Raw genomic sequence first — 22,621 nt, 5'->3', positions numbered from 1 at the left:
GGATGAAAAACCAATGACGGATAAAACGCAAACCCCGGCCTCCTCAGACGCATCCACTGCGACAGACGAGCAGAATGCCCGACACGATGGCAAAATGAAAAAAATCAAGGCGGCGCGCGACCGCATGATGGCCGAGAAAATTGATAAAAAAGGTCTGGTGATTGTCCATACCGGCAAGGGCAAAGGCAAATCATCCTCGGCCTTTGGCATGGCGATGCGCTGTGTCGGGCATGGTATGAAAGTTGGCGTGGTGCAGTTTATCAAGGGGGGCTGGGAAACCGGCGAGGCCAAATTGCTGGCTCAGTTCCCCGAGCTGTGTGAATTCCACGCCATGGGGGCCGGTTTTACCTGGGAAACGCAAAACCGCGCGCAGGATATTGCGCTGGCCCGTCAGGCATGGGAAAAAGCCCGCGAAATGATGCGCGATCCGTCTTATGCCATGGTCATCCTTGACGAGCTGAACATTGTTTTGCGCTATGATTTTTTACCGCTAGACGATGTTTTGGCCGCCCTTGTGGATAAACTGCCAGACCAGCATGTGGTGATTACCGGGCGCAATGCGCCTGACAAGCTGATTGAAGCGGCCGATCTGGTTACGGAAATGACGATGATCAAACATCCGTTTCGTGAACAGGGGATCAAGGCCCAGATTGGCGTCGAGTTTTAATTGGGCTAATCAGATTCATCGGGCTGTTTTGACCGGTCAGTAAGGAAAGTAAGGAAAGTTTCGATTTTATAATGAAATTACCAGCGGTCAAAACCACCCCGGCCCTGATGTTGCAGGGCACGGGGTCTGATGTTGGGAAATCCTTGCTGGTGGCGGGGCTGTGCCGGGCCTTTGCCCGCCGGGGTTTGCGGGTGCGCCCGTTTAAACCACAAAATATGTCCAATAACGCCGCCGTTACGGCCGATGGCGGCGAAATTGGCCGGGCACAGGCCTTGCAGGCGCGGGCGTGCGGGGTGGAAACCAGCGTGCATATGAACCCGGTTTTGCTGAAACCGCAAAGCGACATTGGCGCACAGGTGGTGGTGCAAGGCCAGGTATTAACCAATGCGCTGGCACGCGATTATTACCGTTTGAAGCGCGATCTTTTGCCCCGTGTGATCGACAGCTTTGATATTGTTGCCCGCGATGCTGATCTGGTCATTGTCGAAGGGGCCGGGTCACCCGCAGAGGTTAATTTGCGTGCCGCCGACATTGCCAATATGGGTTTTGCCGAGGCGACAAAAATGCCGGTGGTGCTGGTTGGCGATATTGATCGGGGCGGGGTGATTGCCTCGATCGTCGGGACGCATGTTTTATTATCTGACAGCGACCGGCAGTGGCTGCGGGGCTATATCATCAACAAGTTTCGCGGTGATGTGTCGCTGTTTGAACCCGCCCTTGATATCATTTCCGAACGCACCGGCCTTAAAAGTTTTGGTATCGCAACGTTTTGGCCGGGGGCCGCAAAATTGCCGCCTGAAGACGGTGTGGCGCTGGGTCAGGCGGAGCGGTATCGCCGGTCGGTACGCACGGCGGTGGCAGCACAAAACCGTAAAAATAACAGCGTGCGACAGAACGATGCCGGTGCGACAGCGCATGCCGGTTGCGACAGCCGCGCGTTACAAAAGGGCAGTATGCCCGTTGTGCGGGTCGCGGTTCCGCATTATCCCCAGATTGCCAATTTTGATGACCTTGACCCGTTGCTGGCCGAACCCGGTATTGACCTTGTTTTGGTAAAACCGGGCGAAGTGATGCCGGTGGATTGCGATCTGGTGGTGCTGCCGGGCAGCAAATCAACCTTGGCTGATTTGCGGTTTTTAAAAGCGCAGGGCTGGGACATTGATATTATGGCCCATTGGCGCAATGGCGGCCATGTGATGGGCATTTGCGGCGGCTATCAGATGCTGGGCAATATGGTCCGCGACCCTGACGGGGTTGAAGGTGCGCCGGGCGATGAGACAGGCCTTGGCTTGCTGGATGTTGAAACCGTGATGGCGGGGCGCAAAACCCTGCGTCAGGGTCATGCGGTAGTAGTGGGCAATGGCCGATGCCCGGTGCCGGATGGAACGGCTTTAAGCGGTTATGAAATCCATATGGGCCATACGACTGGGCCGGACCGCCAGTTTGGCTGGGTTGCTGCGGCGGGTAACGATGGCACAGATGGTGCTGACGGTGCCGTGGGCGGTCAGGGCCGGGTGATGGGGTGTTATTTGCACGGTATTTTCGCCAGCGATGATTTTCGCCGGGCGTATCTGGCTGCGGTTGCCGGGCAGGACGTGTGGGGGCAAAATATTGCGTTTGAGGCCGAAATCGACGCAACCCTGGACAGGTTGGCCGATCATTTGGAAAAATGCCTTGATCTGGATGCTTTGTGGGAACTGGCACAAAGCCGCAAGTAATCCGATGATTTAATTCGTTTTGTTAACGATTAGGCCTCATAATAGGGGGCATGTTAAACGGGCATGGCGGTCAGGCGCAGGGATGGCTTTACATCACACCCTGACACATGTTTTTTAAAACCATTGCAAAACGGTCCCAAACCGGGTCAAAAGCCGTCAATTTGTCATATCTTAATTCTTGATCGGTAAGCTGCTGACCATGCGTCAATTATATCACTTCTGGCTGTCTCCGTTTTCGCGCAAGGTACGGTTGGTTCTTGCGGAAAAAAAACTGGATTTTGAACTGGTTGCTGAACCGGTATGGGAAAGGCGCGAAGAATTTTTGCGACTGAACCCGGCGGGGCAAGTGCCGGTTTTGCAAGAAGAAGACGGAACGATCATCGCAGACTCGACCGTGATTTGCGAATATATCGACGAAGTTCACAATGATGCGCCGTTAATGGGCAGCACCCCGGTTGAACGCGCCGAAATTCGCCGCCTTGTGGCGTGGTTTGATGGCAAGTTTAACACCGAAGTCACCGATAATTTGCTGGGCGAAAAATACCTGAAACGTTATTTCGCCAAGGGCTCTACCCCTGATACCGGGTGCTTGCGCGCCGGTCGGGTCAATGTCGGGCATCATCTGGATTATCTGGGCTGGTTGTTTGAACGCCGTAAATGGCTGGCCGGTGACCATTTGACCATGGCCGATATTGCCGCTGCTGCCCAAATTTCGGTGATCGACTATATGGGCGATATCAAATGGGCACGTCATGAACGCGCCAAAGAATGGTATATGCGGATTAAAAGCCGCCCGTCGATGCGCGAAATTCTGGCTGATCGTCAGGTCGGGTTTCCGCCGTCATCGCATTATGCCGATCTGGATTTTGAATGATCGCAGCCAATCCTCCAACCCGCCGCCACAGCCCGGATTTTATCCCGCTGGCGGGTTGAATGTTGCCAGTTATGATTTGCGCGCCGAACTGGACCGCAAACTGTTTGATGATCCCCTGCCCTTTTACCGCGATCAGGCGTTAAAAACCGGTGGGCCGGTGCTTGAACTGGGCTGTGGCACGGGCCGTATCTGCGCCGAAATTGCCAAAAATGGCATTGAAGTTGAAGGGCTGGATTTATCCGAGGCCATGCTCGCCATTGCCCGGGACAAGCACCCTGCCTTAACCCTTCACCATGCCGATATGTGCAATTTTGATCTGGGCCGCCAGTTTGCCCTGATCATCATCCCGTTTCGCGGTTTGCAGGAAATTGTTACCGCGCAGGGCCAGCGCGCCGCGTTAGAGCGCGCCTTTGCGCATTTAATGCCCGGCGGGTGGCTGGTGTTTGATTTGATCGACCCCGATTTGCGCTATTGCCTGCCCGAGGGCGACCCGGAAATTGTCCCATTGCCGTTATTTCCCATGCCTGAAAATGTCGGGTCTGCAGCTAACAAATTGCGCATTACCGCGATGGAACGCACCAACAATCCCCTCACCCAGCAGTTTTCCGAACATTGGCGGTTTGAAGAAATCACCCCTGGCGGGCAGGTTTTACACCGCGAAGATACCTGGCACCACCTGCGCTGGGTGCATCGCGCTGAAATGGCCCTGATGTTGGAACTTTGCGAATTTGTTTCGATTTCGCAATATTCAGGATTTAACTTTGAACCGCCAAAATACGCCACCAATCAGGTGTGGATGGCACAACGTCCGTCTCGCTGATCGTGATTGCAGGTATAAAAATGGCCCGTTACCGATGATCGGGCGGGCCATTTCTTTTGCGCGATGATGTGATGCGCACGGCGGTGGTCGCCGCCCGGCGTTGATCAGTTTTTGATAAACTTTTGCGCTTCGGCCAGGGCGTCGGCGCGTTCGCCTTGGGGCAGCGGCACAAGGCCGTTATCGACCAGCAAGCCTTCGTCGCCAATAATCGCGTCGGAAACATAGCTGGCGACAAACGGGGCCAGATCGGGGACCAGTTGGCGGTGGTCATCCTTGATATAAAGGAACAAAGGCCGCGATCCGGGATAGGTGCCATCGAGAATGGTATCGTAATCGGGCATCACACCGGCAATGGGAATGCCCTGAAGTGACACCATATTGCGTTCCAGGTTGTTAAACCCCATTACAGCATAGGATGTGGGGTCTTTTTCCAGCTTGCTGATCAAAAGCCGGTCATTTTCGCCCGCTTCGATATAGGCACCATCTTCGCGCATGGTGCGGCATAACAGGCGGAAGCTGTCGGGTTCGCTGCTTTCCATGGCGCTGATATCGGGGAACGTTTTACAGCCCCGGTCCATCAAAAGCTGGCCCAACAGATCGCGCGTGCCCGATGTGGGCGGCGGGCCATAAACACGAATGGCAAGGTCGGGCAAGGACGCGTCAATATCGGACCATTTCTGATAGGGGTTGGGGACGCTGGCCCCTTGCACCGGCACGGTACGCGCCAATGCCAGATAAAGCTGGCGCGGGCTGAGCTTCATTGCCGGGGCCTGTTTGGACCCGATCAGAACAATGCCGTCATAGCCAATGCGAATTTCGGAAATATCGCGCACAGAATTGGCCGCACAAACCGCACGTTCGCTGCCGGTAATCTGGCGCGATGCATCGACAATATCGGGAAATTCATCGCCAATGCCGCCACAAAACAGCTTGAACCCGCCACCCGACCCCGTGCTTTCGACAACGGGGGAAGGTTTGCCGGTGGTTTTGCCGTAATGTTCGGCGACCTTGGCAGTCAGGGGATACAGCGTTGAAGACCCGACAATGCGTATCTGGTCGCGTGCCTGCGCCCCATGGGCCGACAAACCAACACCACATGCCAGGGCGATAATGGCAAAACAAACGGAACGGCGCATCTTATCCCCCGATGCAAACAAAACAATCAGACCAGATTTGCCTGCACCTTAGTTCTTCTTTGTTTTTTCTTCCATCTTCTTATCGTTACCGTTTTCAGACTCGACATCCATCTTTTCGATATTGTCGCGCGCAGCCTTGGCTGCCGGGGTGCCGTCGCCCTGTTCAATTACGGCCAGCCAATCCTGACGGGCGGCTTTTTTGTTGTCCGCAATCCGGTAAAGATTGCCGCTTTCAAGATGGGCCTGCAAATGGTGGGGCTGCAATTCAAGGGCGCGGTCAATATCGGCGCGCGCCAGGTCGTATGTTTCAAGCGCACGCCACGCACTGCCGCGATAAACCAGCGCATCAACATTTTTCGGGTCCAGATCCAGCGCCTTGTTCAAATCATCAATCGCTTCCCAATATTGCCCGGCCATGCCCAGGGTTACTGCGCGGTCCACCCACAAGGACGGGTCCTTGTCGATCAGCTTTAGCGCGCGCGTCTGGTCGCGCCAGGCAAATTGCAGGTTGTTAACCATGGTCCATGCCTGTGCCGCCTGGCCCAGAAAACCGGCGACAATATCGGCGCTTGATGCGCTGTTATCAGCCAGATTATCCAGCTGGGTGGCGGCCTTGGTATAGTCGCCCAGGCCAATCAGCGCGACAGCAGCGCAATGTTTGGCCGGTTCACCACCGCCAAGGTCGGCCCACTGGCTGGCACTGTCATAACCGTCTTGTGGTTTCAGGCGCGCCAGTTTCAGGCAGTCGGTATATTGGCGGGCGTCTTCGGTTTGTGCGCCACCGTTACTGTTTTGTGTTTGTGCCATGGCCAATGTCGGGGCCACAATCAGGGTTCCGGTAAATGCCCCGATCATTCCGGCACTAACGGCTGTAAACAGGGACAGTCGGCGAAGGCCGGAAAAAGGCGAAACGGTGCGTCCGGGCATGAAATCCTCATTGTGTGACATGGCTAACAGGGGCATCGGTGGTGCATGACCATAGCCGATTTGCCGACATCCCATGCGATGAAAACGGCAACAAGATGATAGTGTTCCCGAAAAAGCCGGTAATTTGGCAGTAATTCTTTTTTCAAAACAGTTTTGTGTGCCGGTCCGGGCGTTAAAGCAGCGCTTGTACCCAAGGGGCTAACGTCGTTTTTGAGGCAGGTTTGCTCAGAGTATTCTTCTAATTGTCGGCAAAAAACCCTAATGTGCGGCAAAATCAGGTGAAAAATCCTGCCCGCATTCAACAAGGCCGTATTGTCATGAGCAACAAGCTTTTCTGTTTTGGTACCGGTTTTAGCGCGCGTTTGATCGCGCGCAAATTACGGGCCGAAGGCTGGGAAGTCGCAGGAACCACGCGCAGCACCGATAAATTCGATGCCCTGATCGCCGAAGGCATTACGCCCTTTCAATTTGCCGACGGGGTGGCGGTGGCCAACATTGCCGATGCCTTGCGTGGTGTGACCCATGTGCTGGTTTCGGCCCCGCCGGGCGGTAATGGTGACCCGGTTTTGAACCTGCACCGTGCCAATCTGGCGGCGTTGCCAGCGCAAACCTGGGTCGGGTATTTGTCCACCACCGGGGTTTATGGTGACCGCAATGGTGGCAATGTCGATGAAGACGGTGAATTGCTGCCCAGTGGCAAGCGCGGCCGCCGCCGGGTGGCCGCGGAAAAGGCGTGGTTTGATTTGGGGGCGCGCCATGATTTATGCGTGCAATCGTTTCGGCTGGCGGGCATTTACGGGCCGGGCCGCAATGCGCTGGAAACCGTGCGGTCTGGCCGGGCGCGGCGGATTGTCAAACCCGGTCAGGTTTTTTCGCGCATCCATGTCGACGACATCGCCCAAACCGTTCTGGCATCTATTGCGCGTCCCCATGCCGGGGCGGCCTATAATGTGTGCGATGATGACGCCGCCCCGCCCCAGGACGTGATTGCCTATGCTTGCGGTCTTTTGGGCATGGATCCGCCTGCCGAGGAAGATTTTGCAACCGCAGTGCTCAGCCCGATGGCGGCCAGTTTTTACGAAGATAACAAGCGGGTGGAAAACGGGCGCATGAAGCGCGAACTGGGTGTAAATTTACGCTATAATAGCTATCAGGCCGGATTACAGGCGCTTTTGGACGATATTTTACGCAAAAGCACGGGCGATCCCGGTGAAAATTGACAAAACCACATTGTTGACGGGGCTATTGCGTCGTATATAACCCTTTGACAGATGTATCAAAGTGGGCCGCATATCCATGACGGTGACCACCCCCCTGAATGGGCAGCCATCGGGCAGCCATCCCCTGGCACGCCATCAGCGCGGACCCAAGAGGCCGACGAGGAGAGAATTTACAATGGATCGTCGTATCATCACCGTATTTGGCGGCAGCGGCTTTGTTGGCCGTTATATCGTCAAGCGCTTGCTGGAAGCCGGGTACAATGTACGTGTCCCGACCCGTTATTTCGAGCGCACCAAAAAACTGAAACCGATGGGGTATCTGGGCCAGATGGTTCCGGTCCATTGCGACATCAAGGATACAGATGCGATCCGTCGTGCTGTTGATGGTGCCGATGGCGTGATCAATCTGGTGGGTGTTCTTTATGAACGCGGTGCCAGCAGCTTTATGAACATGCATGTTCTGGCGGCTAAAAACATTGCCGAGGCGTCCAAAGCCGCGGGTGTGAAGACCTTTGTTCATATGTCGGCATTGGGGGCCAACAAAAACCCGCATTCGCTGTATGCTACATCAAAGCTGGCTGGCGAAAAAGCTGTGCGTGCGGCCTTCCCCGAGGCGGTCATTTTCCGCCCGTCGGTTGTTTTTGGCCCGGAAGACAATTTCCTCAACAAATTTGCCAGCATGTCGCGTTTTCTGCCGGTTATTCCGGTGGTGGGCACACCAGCCTTGCCGCATGTTGACCTTGGCAAGGGATCGGTTGATTTCTTTGGCGAAGGCGGCCCGAAATTTCAGCCTGCTTATGTGGGTGATGTTGCCGATGCCTTTTTCAAGGCTGTCGAAGACAAACATCTGGCCGGTCAAACCTTCGAGCTGGGCGGGCCGGAAACCTACAGCTTCCTGCAAGTGCTTGAAGACATTCGCGCGCTGACCCGTCAGCGCGTGTGCCTGTTGCCGGTGCCGTTCTGGCTGGCATCGATCATGGCATTTTTCCTGCAATTCCTGCCCAAGCCGCCTTTGACCACCGATCAGGTGCGTTTGCTGAAAACCGATAATGTGGTTTCCGACGATGCCAAGGGCTTTGCCGATCTGGGTATCGTGCCCAATTGCATTGAAACCATTGCTCCGACCTATCTGAAACGTTTCCGCCCGCCCCTTAAAAGCGGCGAGTTCCGCCGCCTCAGCTAGGCTTCGGTATTTCGGGTGCAATAGCCACCCCGAACCGGTGATACAAAATGAAACACCCCGCGACAGAAATGTGGCGGGGTGTTTTGATTTTGGCAGGCCGTAAGGAAATCCGGGTGGCGGAATGCCGTTTACATTTCACCCAAACCCAGCGCGCGGCCCCGGGCATTGTCGAGATGACTGCGCAGCGCATTTACCGCGCGGTCCGGGTCGCGCGATTCAAAACCTGCGATGATTTCGAGATGGTCGTTCATCACGGTGGTTAGCAATGTTTCGTTCAGGCGAAACCGTTCCTGGCGGATCAGGCGGATTTTAACCGAATTGACCCGGTAAACATTGGAAATGATCGCGTTATTAAGCGAGTCGATAATGCAGTCATGTAATGACCAATCGACGGCCTGTGCGCGTTCCAGCAATTCCGGGGTGATGCCTTTTTCGGCATCATTCAGGACTTTTTCGTGGGCGGCGCGAATGTTGCCGATCATGTCATCGGTGGCATTGATGGTGAAAAGGGCGGCGGCCTCAAGTTCCAGAAACATGCGCAGCTGAAACGCATTGCGCACCAGATCAAGGTCGATATGGGCTACCTGCATGCCGCGCTGGGGAACGGTGGTGATCAGCCCGTCTGCTTCCAGACGGGGGACCAGTTCGCGAATCGCACCCAGCGGCATGCCGGTAATTTCGACCAGTTCACGTTGAGACAGAAATTGCCCGGGTAATATGTCGCGGGCCAGAAGCCGCTCGGTAAAGCTGTCATAGGCGCGGCTGCGAAGGCTGCGTTCTCCTCTGGGCCGGGCGGCTTCTGTCATGGTCTTACCTCGTTGGCGATGCGAACAGTTCGTCATAGCGTTGTGCAAGGGCTTGATACTGTGCCGGGGCCAGACGGGCAAGGGGGGCGCGGGCCGCCAGCCACGATTGATCGTTCCCAAGATGCCCGACCAGGGCCTTGACCGCCGGTGTTACCGGATATTGCAGCAGGGCCTCGACCAGTTCGGGCAGGCGGGCATCGGTGGGTTTACCAGCCAGAATGGCGGTTAAAAGGTCAGGGCGGAAATTGGCAACACCGCTGATGGCGCCAGCAGCACCCAGGGCAACGCCCTTTGCCAGCAGGCGTTCATCGCCAATAAGAATATCAAGGTCGGCAAAACGTTTAAGAAGTTCTTCGGTGTTTTCCCAGTTGCCTGCCGAATCTTTCACACCGGTAATCAGGGTCGGGAAGTCTTTTTTCAGTTCTGCAACCATGTCCGGCGTGACCGGGGCGGCTGTAACCTGCGGGATATGGTACAAAATTACCTTCAGCCCGCTGGTGGCAATTTCATTAAGCAAGGTTCTGAACCATGCCAGTTGGCCGTCATCGGCGACACCTTTGAAATAGAAAGGTGGGGCCAGCAAAATATGGCTGCTGCCCAGGTCGGCCGCTTCGCGGGCACAGGCGACCGCATTGGGCAGGGACGATTCGATAATGGCAAAAACGATTTTATCAGCCGGAACACCGGCCGCTGTCATGGCATTATGCGCGCTTACTTTTTCAGCCTGCGACAAAGACGGGCCTTCGCCGGTGGTGCCGCCAAGGGTTACCGATGTGCAGCCCTGTTCCAGCACATGCTGAACATGGCGCACCAAAAGGTCGTTATCAACATTACCAGCAGCGGTGAACGGGGTGGTTAGCGCGGCAGAAATGCCAAAGGGGCGGGCGGGATCAAAAGTCATGGAGCGTTCCTGTCAGGCGATAGGCCTAAAATAGTGTTTGTTGTTGACGGATTAACTGTTGTGTAGCACTAACATGTTAGTTATACAATATGTTTGTTGGCGCTATAAACCCGGTTGATTTTCCGCCGGGAGCCAGCCAAAAAGAATAATAAATCAGAAAGATCAGGTAATTAGTCCACGGGAGGACCTTAAATGTTCAAACATCTACCCAAATACACCGCCGGGATTGCGGCGGCGGCATTGCTGGCATTGTCCGGTGTTGCGACCACGGCCATGGCCGATCCGGTTAAATTGCGCATTTCGACCCCGGCGGTCGAAAGTGACTGGCACGCGAAAATGCTGACCGTTTTCAAGGACGAACTTGAAAAAAAGGCACCGGGCCAGTTCGATGTTGAAATTCACCTTAATGCCAGCCTGTTCAAACAAGGCACCGAACCCGCCGCCATGCAGCGCGGCAACCTTGATATGGCAATGATCTCCGCCCAGGATATTGCCAAGCAAGTCCCGGCATGGTCGGTTTTTACCGCCGGTTATCTGATCCGTGACCCGGACCATCAGCGCAAAGTCTTTCACAGCGACATCGGTAAGGAATTTTACCAGATGGTTGCCGATGACATGAATATCGAGATTCTTGATGTGGGCTATTTGGGCACGCGCGAACTTGATATTCGCGGCGACAAGAAAATTGAAACCCCGGCGGATCTTGCGGGCGTAAAGCTGCGTATGCCGGGCTCGGATGCGTGGTTGTTCCTTGGCAATGCCCTGGGTGCGAATGCCACTCCGCTGGCCTTTGGTGAAGTTTATACCGGCCTTCAGACCGGCACCATCGATGCGCAGGACAATCCGTTGCCGACCGTTAAAGCGGCCAAGTTTTACGAAGTCACCAACCAGATCGTACTGACCCATCATCTGGTCGATGCGATTTTCCTGTCGATGGCCAAAAGCACCTATGACGAGCTAAGCGAAGATCAGCAGAAACTGGTGCATGAAGCCGCCGAAGTGGCGACCAAATACAACAATGAACACCGCATTGCCGATGAAGCCAAGCTGCTTGATTTCTTCAAGGAACAGGGCCTGAAGGTTTATGAACCCGATGTTGCTGCTTTCCGCAAGAAAGTGCAGCAGGACTATCTGGAATCCGATTTCGCCAAAGACTGGCCGGAAGGCATTGTCGAACGCGTTAACGCAATTAAGTGAGCGTAGTTGTGCGATCCTGTCGATCCATAATGAAAAAAGGTTGCGAGGGCGTCGCGGTGACATTGTTCATCGTGATGTTCGCAACCTTTCTTTTGCAGATCTTTTACCGCTATGTCCTCAATGCCCCGCTGGGCTGGACGGTTGAGGTTTGCGTTATTTTATATATCTGGCTGGTGTTCTGGACGGCGGCCTTTTTGCTGCGCGATAGCGAACATGTTTCGTTCAACATGCTGTTTTTAATGGCTAATCCGCGCCAAAAACGCGTGATGGCGATTTTGGGCATTTTCTGTATTGGCGCGGCTATGGCCGCAGGCCTGCCGGTGATTATCGATTATGTGCAGTTCATGCGCATTGAAAAGGCGCCGGTCACGCGCATTCCGCTCAATTACATTTATGCGATTTTCCCGGTTTTTGTTATTGCGGTGGTGATTCGTTCTGGTGTGTCGCTGTATCGGCTGTTTACCCGACGCTGGGGCGATGAAGTTGCCGCCATTGCCGGGGACGAAGAAGAACAAAGGGATCTGCCATGAGCATGGCTTTTATGTTTAGCCTTGGCGGGTTTTTGCTGCTGGGCGCGATTGGCATGCCAATTTCACTCGCGGCTTTTGCATCCTCCATCGCCTATCTGTTTATGACCGGGCAGGATGTGGGGCTGGTGGCCGAACAGTCGCTTAATGGCCTGTTTAACAGCTATGTTTTGCTGGCTGTGCCGTTGTTTATTCTGGCAGCAAACTTTATGAATGCGGGCACCATTAGCGACCGGTTGCTGAATTTTTGCGTCGCCATTGTTGGCCGGTTGCGTGGCGGTTTGGCCCATGTGAACGTTCTGGCCAGCCTGATTTTCTCGGGCATGTCGGGCTCGGCCATTGCCGATGCGGCGGGTATTGGCCGCGTGATTATCGACCTTATGTGCCGTGATAACCGTTATCCGCCCGGCTATGCCGCGGCGTTGACCGCAGCATCAAGCGTGATCGGGCCGATTATTCCGCCCTCCATTCCCATGATCCTTTATGCCCTGATTTCCGATACCTCGATCGGGTATTTGTTTTTGGGCGGGATTGTGCCGGGCTTGTTGCTGGCGCTGGTTTTAATGATTTTAAACGCCATTACCGCACGTCGGCGTAACTTCGCCCGCGATGAAGCGGTGCCTTTGCGCGACATTCCGAAATTAACCATGCGGGCGTTCCCGGCCCTGATGTTACCGGTGATTTTGCTCTATGGCATTTATGGCGGTGTGACCACCCCGACCGAGGCCGCCGCCGTTGCCGCTGTTTACGCCCTGATCCTGTCGGTGGTTTTCTATCGCTCGCTTAGCTGGAAAGATTTTTACAAGCTGGTGCTTGATGCGGCGCGTTCGACATCGGTGGTGGGGTTGATTATTGCATCAGCCCTGGTGTTAAATTATCTGGTCGCCAGCGAAAATGTTCCGGCAATGGTGGCGGGTCAGCTGGCCGGTCTGGAAATGTCGCCGGTGGTGTTTTTGCTGGGCGTCAATGTGCTGGTTTTGCTGTTGGGCTGTTTGTTTGACGCCACGACCTTGCTGCTTATTGTGGTGCCGCTGTTTTTACCCGCCGCCAAGATGCTGGGCATCGATCTGGTGCATTTTGGTGTGGTGATCACGGTGAATATCATGATCGGCTTGGTGACACCGCCTTATGGCGTGGTGCTGTTTGTGCTTAATGGTGTAACCGGCATTCCGCTGCGCGATATTATCCGCGAAATCTGGCCGTTTATCTTTGTATTGCTGTTGGCCCTTTTGATGATGACGCTGATCCCGTCGATTGTGTTGTGGTTGCCGCGCATGTTTGGTTATGCCGGATAAAGTTGTGGTTAAGCCCGCTGGAACCGTAACCTGAACAAACAACACCCCCGCAAGAGAAACGTCTTGCGGGGGTGTTTTGCAGGTGCCCTTTGGAGATACCCCAAAGGGCAAAGCCGGACCGTGCTGGGGCAAACCAGACATTGGCATTGAATGCTTAACCAGCCCGGCTTTTTTCCGTGTTATCCGTCGGCGCGGACCCGACTGACAAAATTATTGGCCTCAAGTTGCAGGTTCTGGGTTTTACGTAACAACTCACCGGCAACTTCGCGGGCATGGCTGGCAAGGTTTTGCACCATACTGGCAGTTTGCGAAACGCTTTCCATATTGTCCGACACATGGCGCACGCCATTTGCGGCTTCTTCCGAGCCATTGGCGATTTCGCCGGTGGCGGCCCCTTGCTGGCGCATGGCAGCGCCGATAGAGGCGGAAATAACGTCCATTTCGCCAATGGTATGGGCGATGGCCGATATCATTTTAACCGCGTCATCGCTTACCATCCGCATTTCGTCGATCTGTTTGCCAATGTCATCGGTGGCGCGCTGGGTTTGGGTGGCAAGGTTTTTAACCTCGCCTGCCACCACGGCAAAGCCTTTGCCGGCATCACCCGCCCGCGCGGCTTCGATGGTGGCATTCAGGGCCAAAAGGTTGGTCTGATCGGCGATGTTGGTGATCAGGTTGATCACCTCGCCAATGCGCGATGCGGTTTCCGACATCTGGCGCACGGTTTCGTCGGATTTTTTGGCCTGATCAACCGCCGCATGTGAAATTTCCTCGGCCTTGCTGATCTGGCGTTCAATTTCGCGTACCGATGCCGAAAGTTCCTCGGTCGCCGATGACACTGAACTGACATTACGCGAGGCATCCTGCGATGCGTTGGTTACTTCCACCGCGCGGGTCACGTTATTGCCGGCATTGTCGACCATTTTGCCCATGGTTTCACCCATGTCGCCTGCGGCATTGACCAGTTCGGTCACCAGCGCGTTCACCGTGGTTTCAAACCCGTCGGCCATTTCGCGCAGGGTTTGGCGGCGCAAATGTTCGGCGCGTTCCTCGGTGGCCTTGTTTTCAGCGCGCAGGCGGCGTGCTTCCAGCCCGTTTTCACGAAAGGTTTCAACGGCCACGGCCATATCGGCAATTTCATCGCGGCCTTTATCGTTGACCGGGTTGTCAAGGTCGCCCCCGGCCAGGCGCGCCATGGCGCGGTTAAGGCCAATTAGACGCCGTAACAGGTTGCGCTGCACATAGAGCCACAAAATCAGCCCGGAAATAACGATGACCGCGATGATCACGGCAATCATGATGGTTTTCGAGGTGTCGATGGTGGTGCCGACCGCCTGATTGGCGCTGTCGATTTTGGTTTGCATCTGCTCGAGAACCTGTTGGGCTGTCTGGGCGATGCTCGTCGATATGCTGGTGTTTTCAGCCAAAACAGCCTCGACCGAGGCCATTGTTTCCAAGCGTTTTTTTTGCAAACCAAACAGGTTCTGGTCGGTGTTGGGGTTTAGATTTGTGTGGATAATGTCATATTGTTTCAGCGCACTGGCTTTTTCCGTTTCATCGGCAATCCGTTCCACCCCTTTTTGCAACTGGGTCAGCAGCGGGTCGGCGCGAAATTTAACCCGGTCCAGGGCTTCCTGATTATGGGCTGCCAGAACCTGATCCCCAGTCGCTGGAATTTGAAAAGCATTGGCGCGCAAATCGCCCATGTTCTGGACATTGACAGCATTGACATCAAGCAGGGTATTAAGCGCATCAAAGGCGGCTTTGGTTTGTTCGGGATTGCCAATCAGCGCATAAAGCGAGCTGGCATTGTCGGTCAAATTCATCGAGGCATTGGTGCCCAGATCACTGGCGATCAGTTCGATCGCCGCAGCGGCCTTGGCGTTTTGTGCCACCAGATCCGTCAGGGTTTGGCCGGTTTTAAACAGCGACATGCGTGTATCGCTAAGCAGACGGATATTGTTCCCCAATTGCCCGGTCATGCTGGAGAAATTGTTCAGGATTTGCGCATCGACACCAAGCTGCGCCAGGCGGGAAATATCGTCGCTGATGGCGTTTTCGATGGCTTCCAGACTGGCGGCGGCATCATTGACGTCTGTTTCGGTTTCAGCGGCGGCCACCATCCGGCCAATGCCGGTAAGCGAGTCGGTTTTGGCATAAAGCTGTTGACCCGTAATCAAAGCCGGAATGGCTTCTTCGGTGACGGATTTTTGCTGTTGCCGGGTGGTTTCAAATGAAAAAATTCCGATGGCTGCCGTGCTGGCAGCCAGTAATGCAATCGGCACGATCGCAAGCATCAAGCGCCCGCGCAGGCCCAAACGACCAATCATTCCAACTTCCCCGTTTGCTGGTTGGTGTCGTCGCGCGGCGACTTTGGCCATTCTGTCGACATGTCATATTTCCCCCGGGCAAAACCGGATTGCTTCTCAGACGGGCCAAACCCGTCAATCCCCCACAATCCGGATGCATGCTGGTATTCTTCAGCGGCAGAAATATTCAGCCTTGCCGGGCGGCTGGCAAGGAGTTTCCCCAAACATTCGCGCAAAGGAAGTGCGGTTTTTCTGCTTGGCAACCTAGAGTATGCTTGGGTAAGGGAAAATCGCAGATATCGGGGACTTTGTTCTGCAAACTGTCATATTGCAGCCGTTTATATGGCAAAACAGGTGCGAATCCGTGCTTGATAAGCGATTCGCACCTGTTTTAACCGTGCGGCGATGGACCAAGGCTGTTGGTGCCATTACCGGCTATTACTGGGTGGTGTGGTGTTGCGCCACCTTGAGAACCACATCTTCGATTGTTCCGGCGTAATCAACTTCTTGCAGGGCAGGCCGGTCAATCATGATCACGGGAATGCCCAGGGTGCGTGCGGCAATCAGTTTGCCTTCGCTGGCACTGCCGCCACTGTTTTTGGTGACCACCACATCAATTTCATAACGTTCGAGCAATTCCTGTTCGCGGTCCGTTGAAAACGGGCCACGGGCCGACAGCCATTCACCATTGGCAAGGTCGAACGGCTGGTTGGGGGCCTCGATGGTGCGGACCAGTAACCAGCAATCATGCAGTTCGTTGAAATAGTGCAATTTGCGCCGACCAATCGCAATCAGCGCACGGTGGCCCAAGGTGGGCAGGGCCTTTGCCGCGGCTGGAATATCGGCAACCGAGACCCAGTTATCGCCGGTTTGGGCCACCCATGGCGGGCGGCGATACTGAATGCAGGGTACGGATGATTGCGCGCAGGCCTGGGCAATATGCCTGGAAATCTGGGTGGCATAGGGATGGGTGGCATCAACAACCAGATCAATGCGGTCGCTGGTCAGGCTTTTGACGATGCCTTCGGGCCCGCCAAAGCCGCCAATACGCACCGGCACACCATCGGGCAGGTTGGGCGCACTGGTGCGCCCGGCAAGGGACAACTGCAAACGGATATGAGAGCCAAACCTGACAAGAAGTTCACTGGCAATACGATTGGCATCGCCGGTGCCACCAAAAACAAGAACATTAAGCGGGGAAAGGTGGTTTTTCAGTCTCAGGTCAGGATCGGACATCGGCAATCGGTTTCCATATGTTGTGGCGTCGTAAATTAAACAGATGCCGGAAAGATGTTTCCGGCAGTAAACAGCTTGGTATGCAAGACACGGCACGTCGAATGACGTGGCGACGAGCTGGCGCGAGTTGACACGGGCTAGCCCGAATTGTCATTGACCGTTATCTGCCTTTGCACGGCCCGTTATTATTGCGGTGCGTGCTGCTCAAACGCCCCGGCACGGCCAATCATTGCGCCCTGACGGTCAAATATAACCACTTCGATGGCGCAGGCACCATCGATGGTGGCCATGGCGGCTTCACGCGCCTGTCTGGCGATAATGCTGGCTATGGTAACGTTTTCGCGGGCACAAAGTTCCAACACATGACGGGCGGTATTGGCGGTTTTTATGGCGGTACACAGGGTTTTGCTGGCGCCGATATGGCGGGCGGTTTCGGCCAGCCGGTCCATATCGACCTGTGACCGGCTGCTGTGCAGGTCCATATGGCCCTGTGCCAGTTTGACCAGCTTGCCAAACCCGCCCGCAATTGTGACCTGGGCGACCGGGTTTTTGCGCAGATATTTCAACATGCCCCCGGCAAAATCGCCCATATCAAGCAGGGCGTCGTCGGGCAGGCCATACAGGGCCTGTATGGCACTTTCCGATGTTTTGCCCGTGGCCCCGGCAACGTGGGTGCGCCCGGTGGCGCGCGCCACATCAATGCCGCGATGGATGGAATGGATCCATGAGGAACAGCTAAACGGGATGACAACGCCAGTTGTGCCCAATACCGACAGGCCACCGATAATGCCCAAACGCGGATTCCAGGTTTTTTGCGCAATTTCAGCGCCACCGGGGATCGATATTTCAATTTCGACATCAGTGGCGACGCCAAACTGCGCGGCGAGTTCGGTGATCTGGGCGATCATCATTTCGCGCGGTTTGGGGTTGATAGCAGGTTCGCCAACGCCAATTGGCAAGCCGGGCTTGGTCACCATGCCCACCCCCGGCCCGGCGTGAAACGAAATTCCGTGGCCGGGCCCGGCACGGCGCAGGGTCACAATAATTTCGGCGTGATGGGTTACATCGGGGTCGTCGCCCGCATCCTTGATGATGCTGGCGCGCGCCCAGCCCGGCCCGGTTTCGGATTTAACCAGATCAAAGCTGGGGGTTTCCCCGCGCGGTAATGTAATCGATACCGGGTCGGGAAACGTGCCAGCCAGCAGGGCCTGCCAGGCCGCACGGGTGGCGGCGGTGGCGCAGGCCCCGGTTGTCCATCCTTTGCGAAGCGGGCCTTCGGGTTTGCGGGTCATGATTGCGGGCGTGGTTCCTGTTGTGTGGTCTAACGGGTTATCGCAGCGGCAATTTTTGCCATGCTAGCGGTTTTGCCGGTAGCGGGCTATTGCGGACTGGATTGAATTTATAACATAAAATAATTGTTCTATATTTGATATTACCATTAATAATTGGATTTATCTGTTGCCCTGCAATGTCTATTGCTGTGTAAGATGGTCCGCAACGGCGCGCACGGCAACGGGGATATGCGGGCGATTTCTTCGCACGACGTCTCCTTAATTCGGATAGTTTTGGTCTATGACAGCACTTGGTATTGATTTTCCGGTATTTGAAGCAGGTTGGGTGTGGCTGGTGGGCGCTGGCCCCGGCGACCCCGGTTTGTTAACCCTGCATGCGGTGAACGCCATGCAGCAGGCCGATGTTGTTGTTTATGATGCGCTGGTCGATGACCGGATTTTAAACTTGCTGCGCCCCGAGACCAAACGGATCTATGCCGGGAAACGGGGGGGGCGGCCCTCGGCCCGGCAAAACGATATTTCGCTGGAACTGGTCCATCTGGCCCGGCAGGGATTGCGGGTATTGCGCCTTAAGGGCGGCGACCCGTTTGTGTTTGGCCGGGGGGGCGAAGAAGGGCTGACGCTGGTGGACCACGGCGTGCCCTTTCGCGTGGTGCCCGGCATTACCGCCGGTATTGCCGGGGCGGCCTATGCCGGTATTCCGGCCACCCACCGCGATTGCAATTCATCGGTAACGTTTGTAACCGGCCACGGGGCCAGTGGCGATGTGCCCGATAACATCAACTGGGCCGCCCTTGCGCAAGGGTCGCAGGTGCTGGTGATGTATATGGCGATGAAGCATCTGGACCGCATTGCAACCGAACTGATCAGTAATGGCCGTGCGGCCAGTGAACCGGTTGCCGTGATCAGCCGGGCGACAACCCCGCATCAGAAATTGTTGATAACAACATTGGCCGAGGCAGCCCGCGATGTTGAAAATGCCAATATGGAACCGCCCGCGATTTGCATTGTTGGCAAAGTGGTGGATTTGCGCGACCGGCTAAACTGGCTGTCGCCGCAAGATAACGTATCGGCGGTGCGCCATGTCGCCTTTGACCAGATTCTTGAACTGATCACGACGCCGGGCGATGACGGCAAAACAGACCCGGCTCCGGCCTCCACTCCGACTCCGGCTTCTGATCCTGCTTCCGCATCGGACGATCATTAATATCGCCAATCGCCCGGTCACCTGCGACAGAGATTGATCTATATCGTTGTTCTTTGTTCGGCCCGCCGTCACAATTGCGACCGGGCCGGAAACTGGCCGTTGCAACAGGTAGGCCGATGGACGAACAGCAAATTCTTATCCGCATTATCGAAAGCGGCTGGGCGCAATGCAGTACCGCCGTGCGCCAGGACGGGGGTGTAATGGTGACTGCCCTTCTGGCTGGGCTGGTTGGCAGTGCCACCCATTGTGTGGGTATGTGCGGGCCGTTTGTGGTCAGCCAGGTAACGGCGCGCATGGAAAAAATGCCGCTTGAAAAAATGTCCGAATTTCGCCGGTTAACCGGTGCGGCCCTGTTTCCCTATCATTTCGGTCGGCTCACGACCTATATTTTTCTCGGCGTTCTGGCCGGATCATTTGCCGATAGCATTACCGCGCTGGCCAAGGTGTGGTGGATCGGCCCGGTATTGTTGTTGTGCGCGGCGCTGTTTTTTCTGGTCTATGGCATTTCGGGGCTGGTTCCCCATCTGGGCGCGGTGTTGCCCGCCGGGACGGGGGGGAAATCACGCGCGGCTTCCGGCAGCGTGTCATTGCGCGCACGCGGTGGTTTGGGCCAATGGTGGCACCGCCATGTTGCGGCGCATTTAAGCCCGTTTTTTAACGCTCCGTTCGGATTGCGCGGTTATATTCTGGGCATATTGCTGGGGTTTATTCCGTGCGGGCTGATTTACGGGGCGCTGGTGTTGGCCGCTGCGGGCGGATCGGCGCTTTCGGGCGGGATGGTGATGGCGACTTTTGGGCTGGGAACGGTGCCAATGCTGTTTGCCACGGGCTGGGTGGGCCAATATGCCACCCGTAAATTTCGCGGGGTGATGGCCCCGGTGGGACGGGGGCTGATGGTGGCCAATGCGGTTGTGCTGGCTTTGCTGGCCTATCATCAAATCGCCTGAAGCCGGGTCTTGGACAGGTTATGTCGGGGATTGTAAATCGATCCTGCCCGGTTGTGGTTTGGGGCGGGTAAATTGTCACAAAATGGTGCAGGTCAGGGCGAAGGCTTGCAACCCTTAGTGAGCGTTTTATAGTGCCGGTTGGTTTAGGGTGCAAATGCAAGGGATGGTAGCAAGTGGATAGAAGAACCTGGCTGATTATTGTTGCCATCATTGTGGTGCTGACATTTGGCTTCGGCTTTCGCCTTTATATGATGGGGCGCGATATTTCGGCCGAAAATGGCGGGCAAACCAGCTCATCAGGTGTGGCCACAATTGGCGGGCCGTTTGATCTGGTGGACCAGAACGGCAAAGCGCGCACCGAACAGGATTTTCGCGGCGAATATATGCTGGTTTATTTTGGCTATACCTATTGCCCCGATGTGTGCCCGACCGAATTGCAGGCGATGTCCAACGCGATGGATATTTTGCCAGCTGATATTGCCAAAAAAGTGCAACCGATTTTTATTTCGGTCGACCCTGAACGCGATACGGTGGCGGCCATGGCCGATTATGTGCCGCATTTTTATCCGCGCCTGTTGGGCCTGACCGGGACGCTGGAACAAACCACGGCAGCGGCCAAGGCCTACCGGGTTTATTATTCAAAGGCGTTTGAAGAGGGCGAGCCGAAGGATTCAGACACCTATCTGGTCGATCATTCGTCCTTTATCTATTTTATGGGGCCGAACGGTGCCTATATCCGCCATTTCAATTATGGCGAAACGCCGGAAAAAATTGCAGAAGGCATTGAAAAAGTTGTCTCAAATCAGGGCTGATCGCATCCCTGTTCCGGGACTTTTAATCGCAGCCCCGGCATCAAACAGCGGCAAAACCGTGGTGACGCTGGGCATTTTACGGGCACTGGCCAATCGCGGGTTATCGATCCCCGCGGCCAAGGCCGGGCCGGATTATATCGACCCGGCCTTTCAACAGGCCGCCAGCCGCGCCCCGTGCCTTAACCTTGACCCGTGGGCGATGGGCGCGGATGCGATTTATGATCTGGCGCGCTGGCATGTTGGCGGCGATGAACGGCGTTTTTTGCTGTGCGAAGGGGTGATGGGCCTGTTTGACGGGGCCGCGGGCGGCGGTGGTTCGTCGGCTGATCTGGCGGCAATGATGGGCTGGCCGGTGGTTTTAGTGGTGGATGTGCGCGGGCAGGCGGCATCGGCGGCGGCGGTTATTGCGGGGTTTTCGCGTTTTCGCCCCGATGTGCAGGTGGCCGGGGTGATTTTAAACCGCGTCGGCAGTGACCGCCACAAACAGTTGATTATCGATGCCTGTGCCCAGGCCGTGCCTGATATTCCTGTTTTGGGTGCTGTCATGCGCAGCGACGACCTTGTTTTGCCCGAACGCCATTTGGGGCTGGTGCAGGCGGGCGAACATCCTGCACTGGAAACATTTCTGGACCGCGCCGCGCAGATTATGGAGCGCGATATAGACCTTGATGCTTTGATAAAGCTGGGCAAAACGGCAGAGTCTGGTGCTGGTGCTGGTGCTGGTGCTGGTGCTGGTGAAGGTGTCGGTGCGACTCGCGCTTCTGGTGTCGACGACAGGTTTGATGTGGTGTTGGCCTCGCCGGGCAAAACCACGGCGCCGCCTCAGCCGTTTGGTGCCGGGATTATTGCGCGAGCCGCAACCCGGGATGCCATGACGCCGCAGGCCAAAGCCCCGGTGACAATCGCGCCGCTGGGGCACCATATTGCCGTGGCGCGCGATGCGGCTTTTGCCTTTTGTTATGTGCATTTGCTGGCGGGGTGGCAGGCGGCAGGGGCCAAGATCAGCTTTTTTTCGCCCCTGGCCGATGAGGCGCCCCTGGCCGATTGTGACGCCATTTATTTGCCCGGTGGTTATCCTGAGTTACATGGCGCGGTTTTGGCAGCAGCCGACAATTTTCGGGCAGCCCTGCAGGATGCCGCCCGGCGCCAGATCCCGGTTTATGGCGAATGCGGCGGGTACATGGTGCTGGGCACGCATTTGATTGATGCCGACGGGATCCGTCATGCAATGACGGGGTTATTGCCGCTTGAAACCAGTTTTTTGCATCGCAAACTGCATCTGGGTTATCGCCAGGTGGAAATACGCCACAGCTGCAAACTGGGGCCAGCGGGCACACATTTGCGTGGCCACGAGTTTCATTATGCCAGTACAGTGTGCGCAGATGGCCCCGATGGTGATGGCTGGTTGTCGGCGCAAACGGCGGACGGGCGCGATTTGGGCGCATGTGGTTTGCTAAACGGATCGGTATTTGGCTCTTTTTTTCATCTGATCTGTTAATGGGTTGAACTGCTCGCCATATCAGCACGTATGTTCCCGTGATATGAGC

Annotated in this window: 20 protein-coding genes; 13 read left to right on the top strand and 7 right to left on the bottom strand. The window is 55.7% G+C overall.

Annotated features, from left to right (window positions below; all coding sequences use genetic code 11):
- The first annotated feature begins 13 nt into the window (after positions 1-13).
- From cobO to TMES_RS00150, 4 genes are all read left to right on the top strand, one after another.
- Positions 14-667, top strand: a complete 654-nt coding sequence (gene cobO, locus TMES_RS00165; protein ID WP_085579704.1) for a cob(I)yrinic acid a,c-diamide adenosyltransferase — start codon at positions 14-16, stop codon at positions 665-667.
- Between the two features lie 71 nt (positions 668-738).
- Positions 739-2,385 carry a cobyric acid synthase gene (locus TMES_RS00160; protein ID WP_245835134.1) on the top strand — a complete coding sequence of 549 codons (1,647 nt, stop codon included), beginning with the start codon at positions 739-741 and terminating at the stop codon, positions 2,383-2,385.
- Between the two features lie 199 nt (positions 2,386-2,584).
- Entirely contained in the window at positions 2,585-3,259 is a 675-nt protein-coding gene (locus TMES_RS00155; protein WP_085579700.1) for a glutathione S-transferase family protein, read from the top strand.
- Positions 3,252-4,079, top strand: a complete 828-nt coding sequence (locus TMES_RS00150) for a class I SAM-dependent methyltransferase (protein WP_245835133.1) — start codon at positions 3,252-3,254, stop codon at positions 4,077-4,079. Before TMES_RS00155 ends, TMES_RS00150 begins: the two co-directional genes overlap by 8 nt.
- Before the next feature lie 104 nt (positions 4,080-4,183).
- Here the strand turns inward: TMES_RS00150 and TMES_RS00145 are convergent, their stop codons facing one another.
- Positions 4,184-5,215 carry a substrate-binding domain-containing protein gene (locus tag TMES_RS00145; RefSeq protein WP_085578299.1) on the bottom strand — a complete coding sequence of 344 codons (1,032 nt, stop codon included), beginning with the start codon at positions 5,213-5,215 and terminating at the stop codon, positions 4,184-4,186.
- 48 nt (positions 5,216-5,263) lie between these two features.
- Complete coding sequence (locus TMES_RS00140) at positions 5,264-6,142, bottom strand: tetratricopeptide repeat protein (RefSeq protein WP_085578297.1); 879 nt, start codon at positions 6,140-6,142, stop codon at positions 5,264-5,266.
- Between the two features lie 317 nt (positions 6,143-6,459).
- On the opposite strand from TMES_RS00140, the gene TMES_RS00135 reads away from it, so the two are divergent.
- Both TMES_RS00135 and TMES_RS00130 read left to right on the top strand, forming a co-directional pair.
- On the top strand, positions 6,460-7,362 hold the full coding sequence (locus TMES_RS00135; RefSeq protein WP_085579698.1) for an SDR family oxidoreductase: 903 nt from the start codon (positions 6,460-6,462) through the stop codon (positions 7,360-7,362).
- 175 nt (positions 7,363-7,537) lie between these two features.
- Positions 7,538-8,545: a complex I NDUFA9 subunit family protein gene (locus TMES_RS00130; protein WP_085578295.1), complete on the top strand. Its 1,008-nt coding sequence runs from the start codon at positions 7,538-7,540 to the stop codon at positions 8,543-8,545.
- A gap of 128 nt (positions 8,546-8,673) precedes the next feature.
- Here the strand turns inward: TMES_RS00130 and TMES_RS00125 are convergent, their stop codons facing one another.
- Positions 8,674-9,351, bottom strand: a complete 678-nt coding sequence (locus TMES_RS00125; protein ID WP_085578293.1) for a GntR family transcriptional regulator — start codon at positions 9,349-9,351, stop codon at positions 8,674-8,676.
- 4 nt (positions 9,352-9,355) lie between these two features.
- Positions 9,356-10,252, bottom strand: coding sequence for a dihydrodipicolinate synthase family protein (locus tag TMES_RS00120; protein ID WP_085578291.1), 897 nt, complete (start codon positions 10,250-10,252; stop codon positions 9,356-9,358).
- A 192-nt stretch (positions 10,253-10,444) separates the two neighbouring features.
- Here TMES_RS00120 and TMES_RS00115 point away from each other — a divergent pair, with 192 nt between their 5' ends.
- Genes TMES_RS00115 through TMES_RS00105 form a run of 3 tightly spaced genes read left to right on the top strand, consistent with a single transcriptional unit; the run spans position 10,445 to position 13,271 of the window.
- Positions 10,445-11,449, top strand: a complete 1,005-nt coding sequence (locus TMES_RS00115; RefSeq protein ID WP_085578289.1) for a sialic acid TRAP transporter substrate-binding protein SiaP — start codon at positions 10,445-10,447, stop codon at positions 11,447-11,449.
- Positions 11,450-11,505: 56 nt separating this feature from the next.
- On the top strand, positions 11,506-11,979 hold the full coding sequence (locus tag TMES_RS00110; protein ID WP_158091162.1) for a TRAP transporter small permease: 474 nt from the start codon (positions 11,506-11,508) through the stop codon (positions 11,977-11,979).
- Positions 11,976-13,271 (top strand): TRAP transporter large permease, encoded by a 1,296-nt coding sequence (locus tag TMES_RS00105; RefSeq protein ID WP_085578285.1) that lies wholly within the window; start codon positions 11,976-11,978, stop codon positions 13,269-13,271. Before TMES_RS00110 ends, TMES_RS00105 begins: the two co-directional genes overlap by 4 nt.
- A gap of 179 nt (positions 13,272-13,450) precedes the next feature.
- On the opposite strand, the gene TMES_RS00100 is transcribed toward TMES_RS00105, so the two are convergent.
- From TMES_RS00100 to TMES_RS00090, 3 genes are all read right to left on the bottom strand, one after another.
- Positions 13,451-15,601, bottom strand: a complete 2,151-nt coding sequence (locus TMES_RS00100) for a methyl-accepting chemotaxis protein (protein WP_158091161.1) — start codon at positions 15,599-15,601, stop codon at positions 13,451-13,453.
- A 417-nt stretch (positions 15,602-16,018) separates the two neighbouring features.
- Positions 16,019-16,816, bottom strand: a complete 798-nt coding sequence (locus tag TMES_RS00095; protein ID WP_085578282.1) for a cobalt-precorrin-6A reductase — start codon at positions 16,814-16,816, stop codon at positions 16,019-16,021.
- 185 nt (positions 16,817-17,001) lie between these two features.
- Positions 17,002-18,108, bottom strand: a complete 1,107-nt coding sequence (locus TMES_RS00090; RefSeq protein WP_085578280.1) for a cobalt-precorrin-5B (C(1))-methyltransferase — start codon at positions 18,106-18,108, stop codon at positions 17,002-17,004.
- 280 nt (positions 18,109-18,388) lie between these two features.
- Here TMES_RS00090 and cobA point away from each other — a divergent pair, with 280 nt between their 5' ends.
- The 4 genes from cobA to TMES_RS00070 all read left to right on the top strand — a co-directional run bounded on the left by cobA (position 18,389) and on the right by TMES_RS00070 (position 22,572).
- Positions 18,389-19,315 carry a uroporphyrinogen-III C-methyltransferase gene (cobA, locus tag TMES_RS00085; protein ID WP_085578278.1) on the top strand — a complete coding sequence of 309 codons (927 nt, stop codon included), beginning with the start codon at positions 18,389-18,391 and terminating at the stop codon, positions 19,313-19,315.
- A gap of 116 nt (positions 19,316-19,431) precedes the next feature.
- On the top strand, positions 19,432-20,262 hold the full coding sequence (locus TMES_RS00080) for a sulfite exporter TauE/SafE family protein (protein ID WP_085578276.1): 831 nt from the start codon (positions 19,432-19,434) through the stop codon (positions 20,260-20,262).
- A 173-nt stretch (positions 20,263-20,435) separates the two neighbouring features.
- The gene (locus tag TMES_RS00075) at positions 20,436-21,074 is read left to right on the top strand and encodes an SCO family protein (RefSeq protein WP_085578274.1); all 639 of its coding nucleotides are present in this window, start codon (positions 20,436-20,438) and stop codon (positions 21,072-21,074) included.
- Entirely contained in the window at positions 21,064-22,572 is a 1,509-nt protein-coding gene (locus tag TMES_RS00070; RefSeq protein WP_425444038.1) for a cobyrinic acid a,c-diamide synthase CobB, read from the top strand. Before TMES_RS00075 ends, TMES_RS00070 begins: the two co-directional genes overlap by 11 nt.
- The last annotated feature ends 49 nt before the right edge of the window (positions 22,573-22,621 follow it).

The sequence above is a fragment of the Thalassospira mesophila genome (assembly GCF_002115755.1).
Classification (GTDB): Bacteria; Pseudomonadota; Alphaproteobacteria; order Rhodospirillales; family Thalassospiraceae; genus Thalassospira; species Thalassospira mesophila.
The sequence above is the reverse complement of the archived record's forward strand: the minus strand, read 5'-3'. Positions and strand labels throughout refer to the sequence as shown.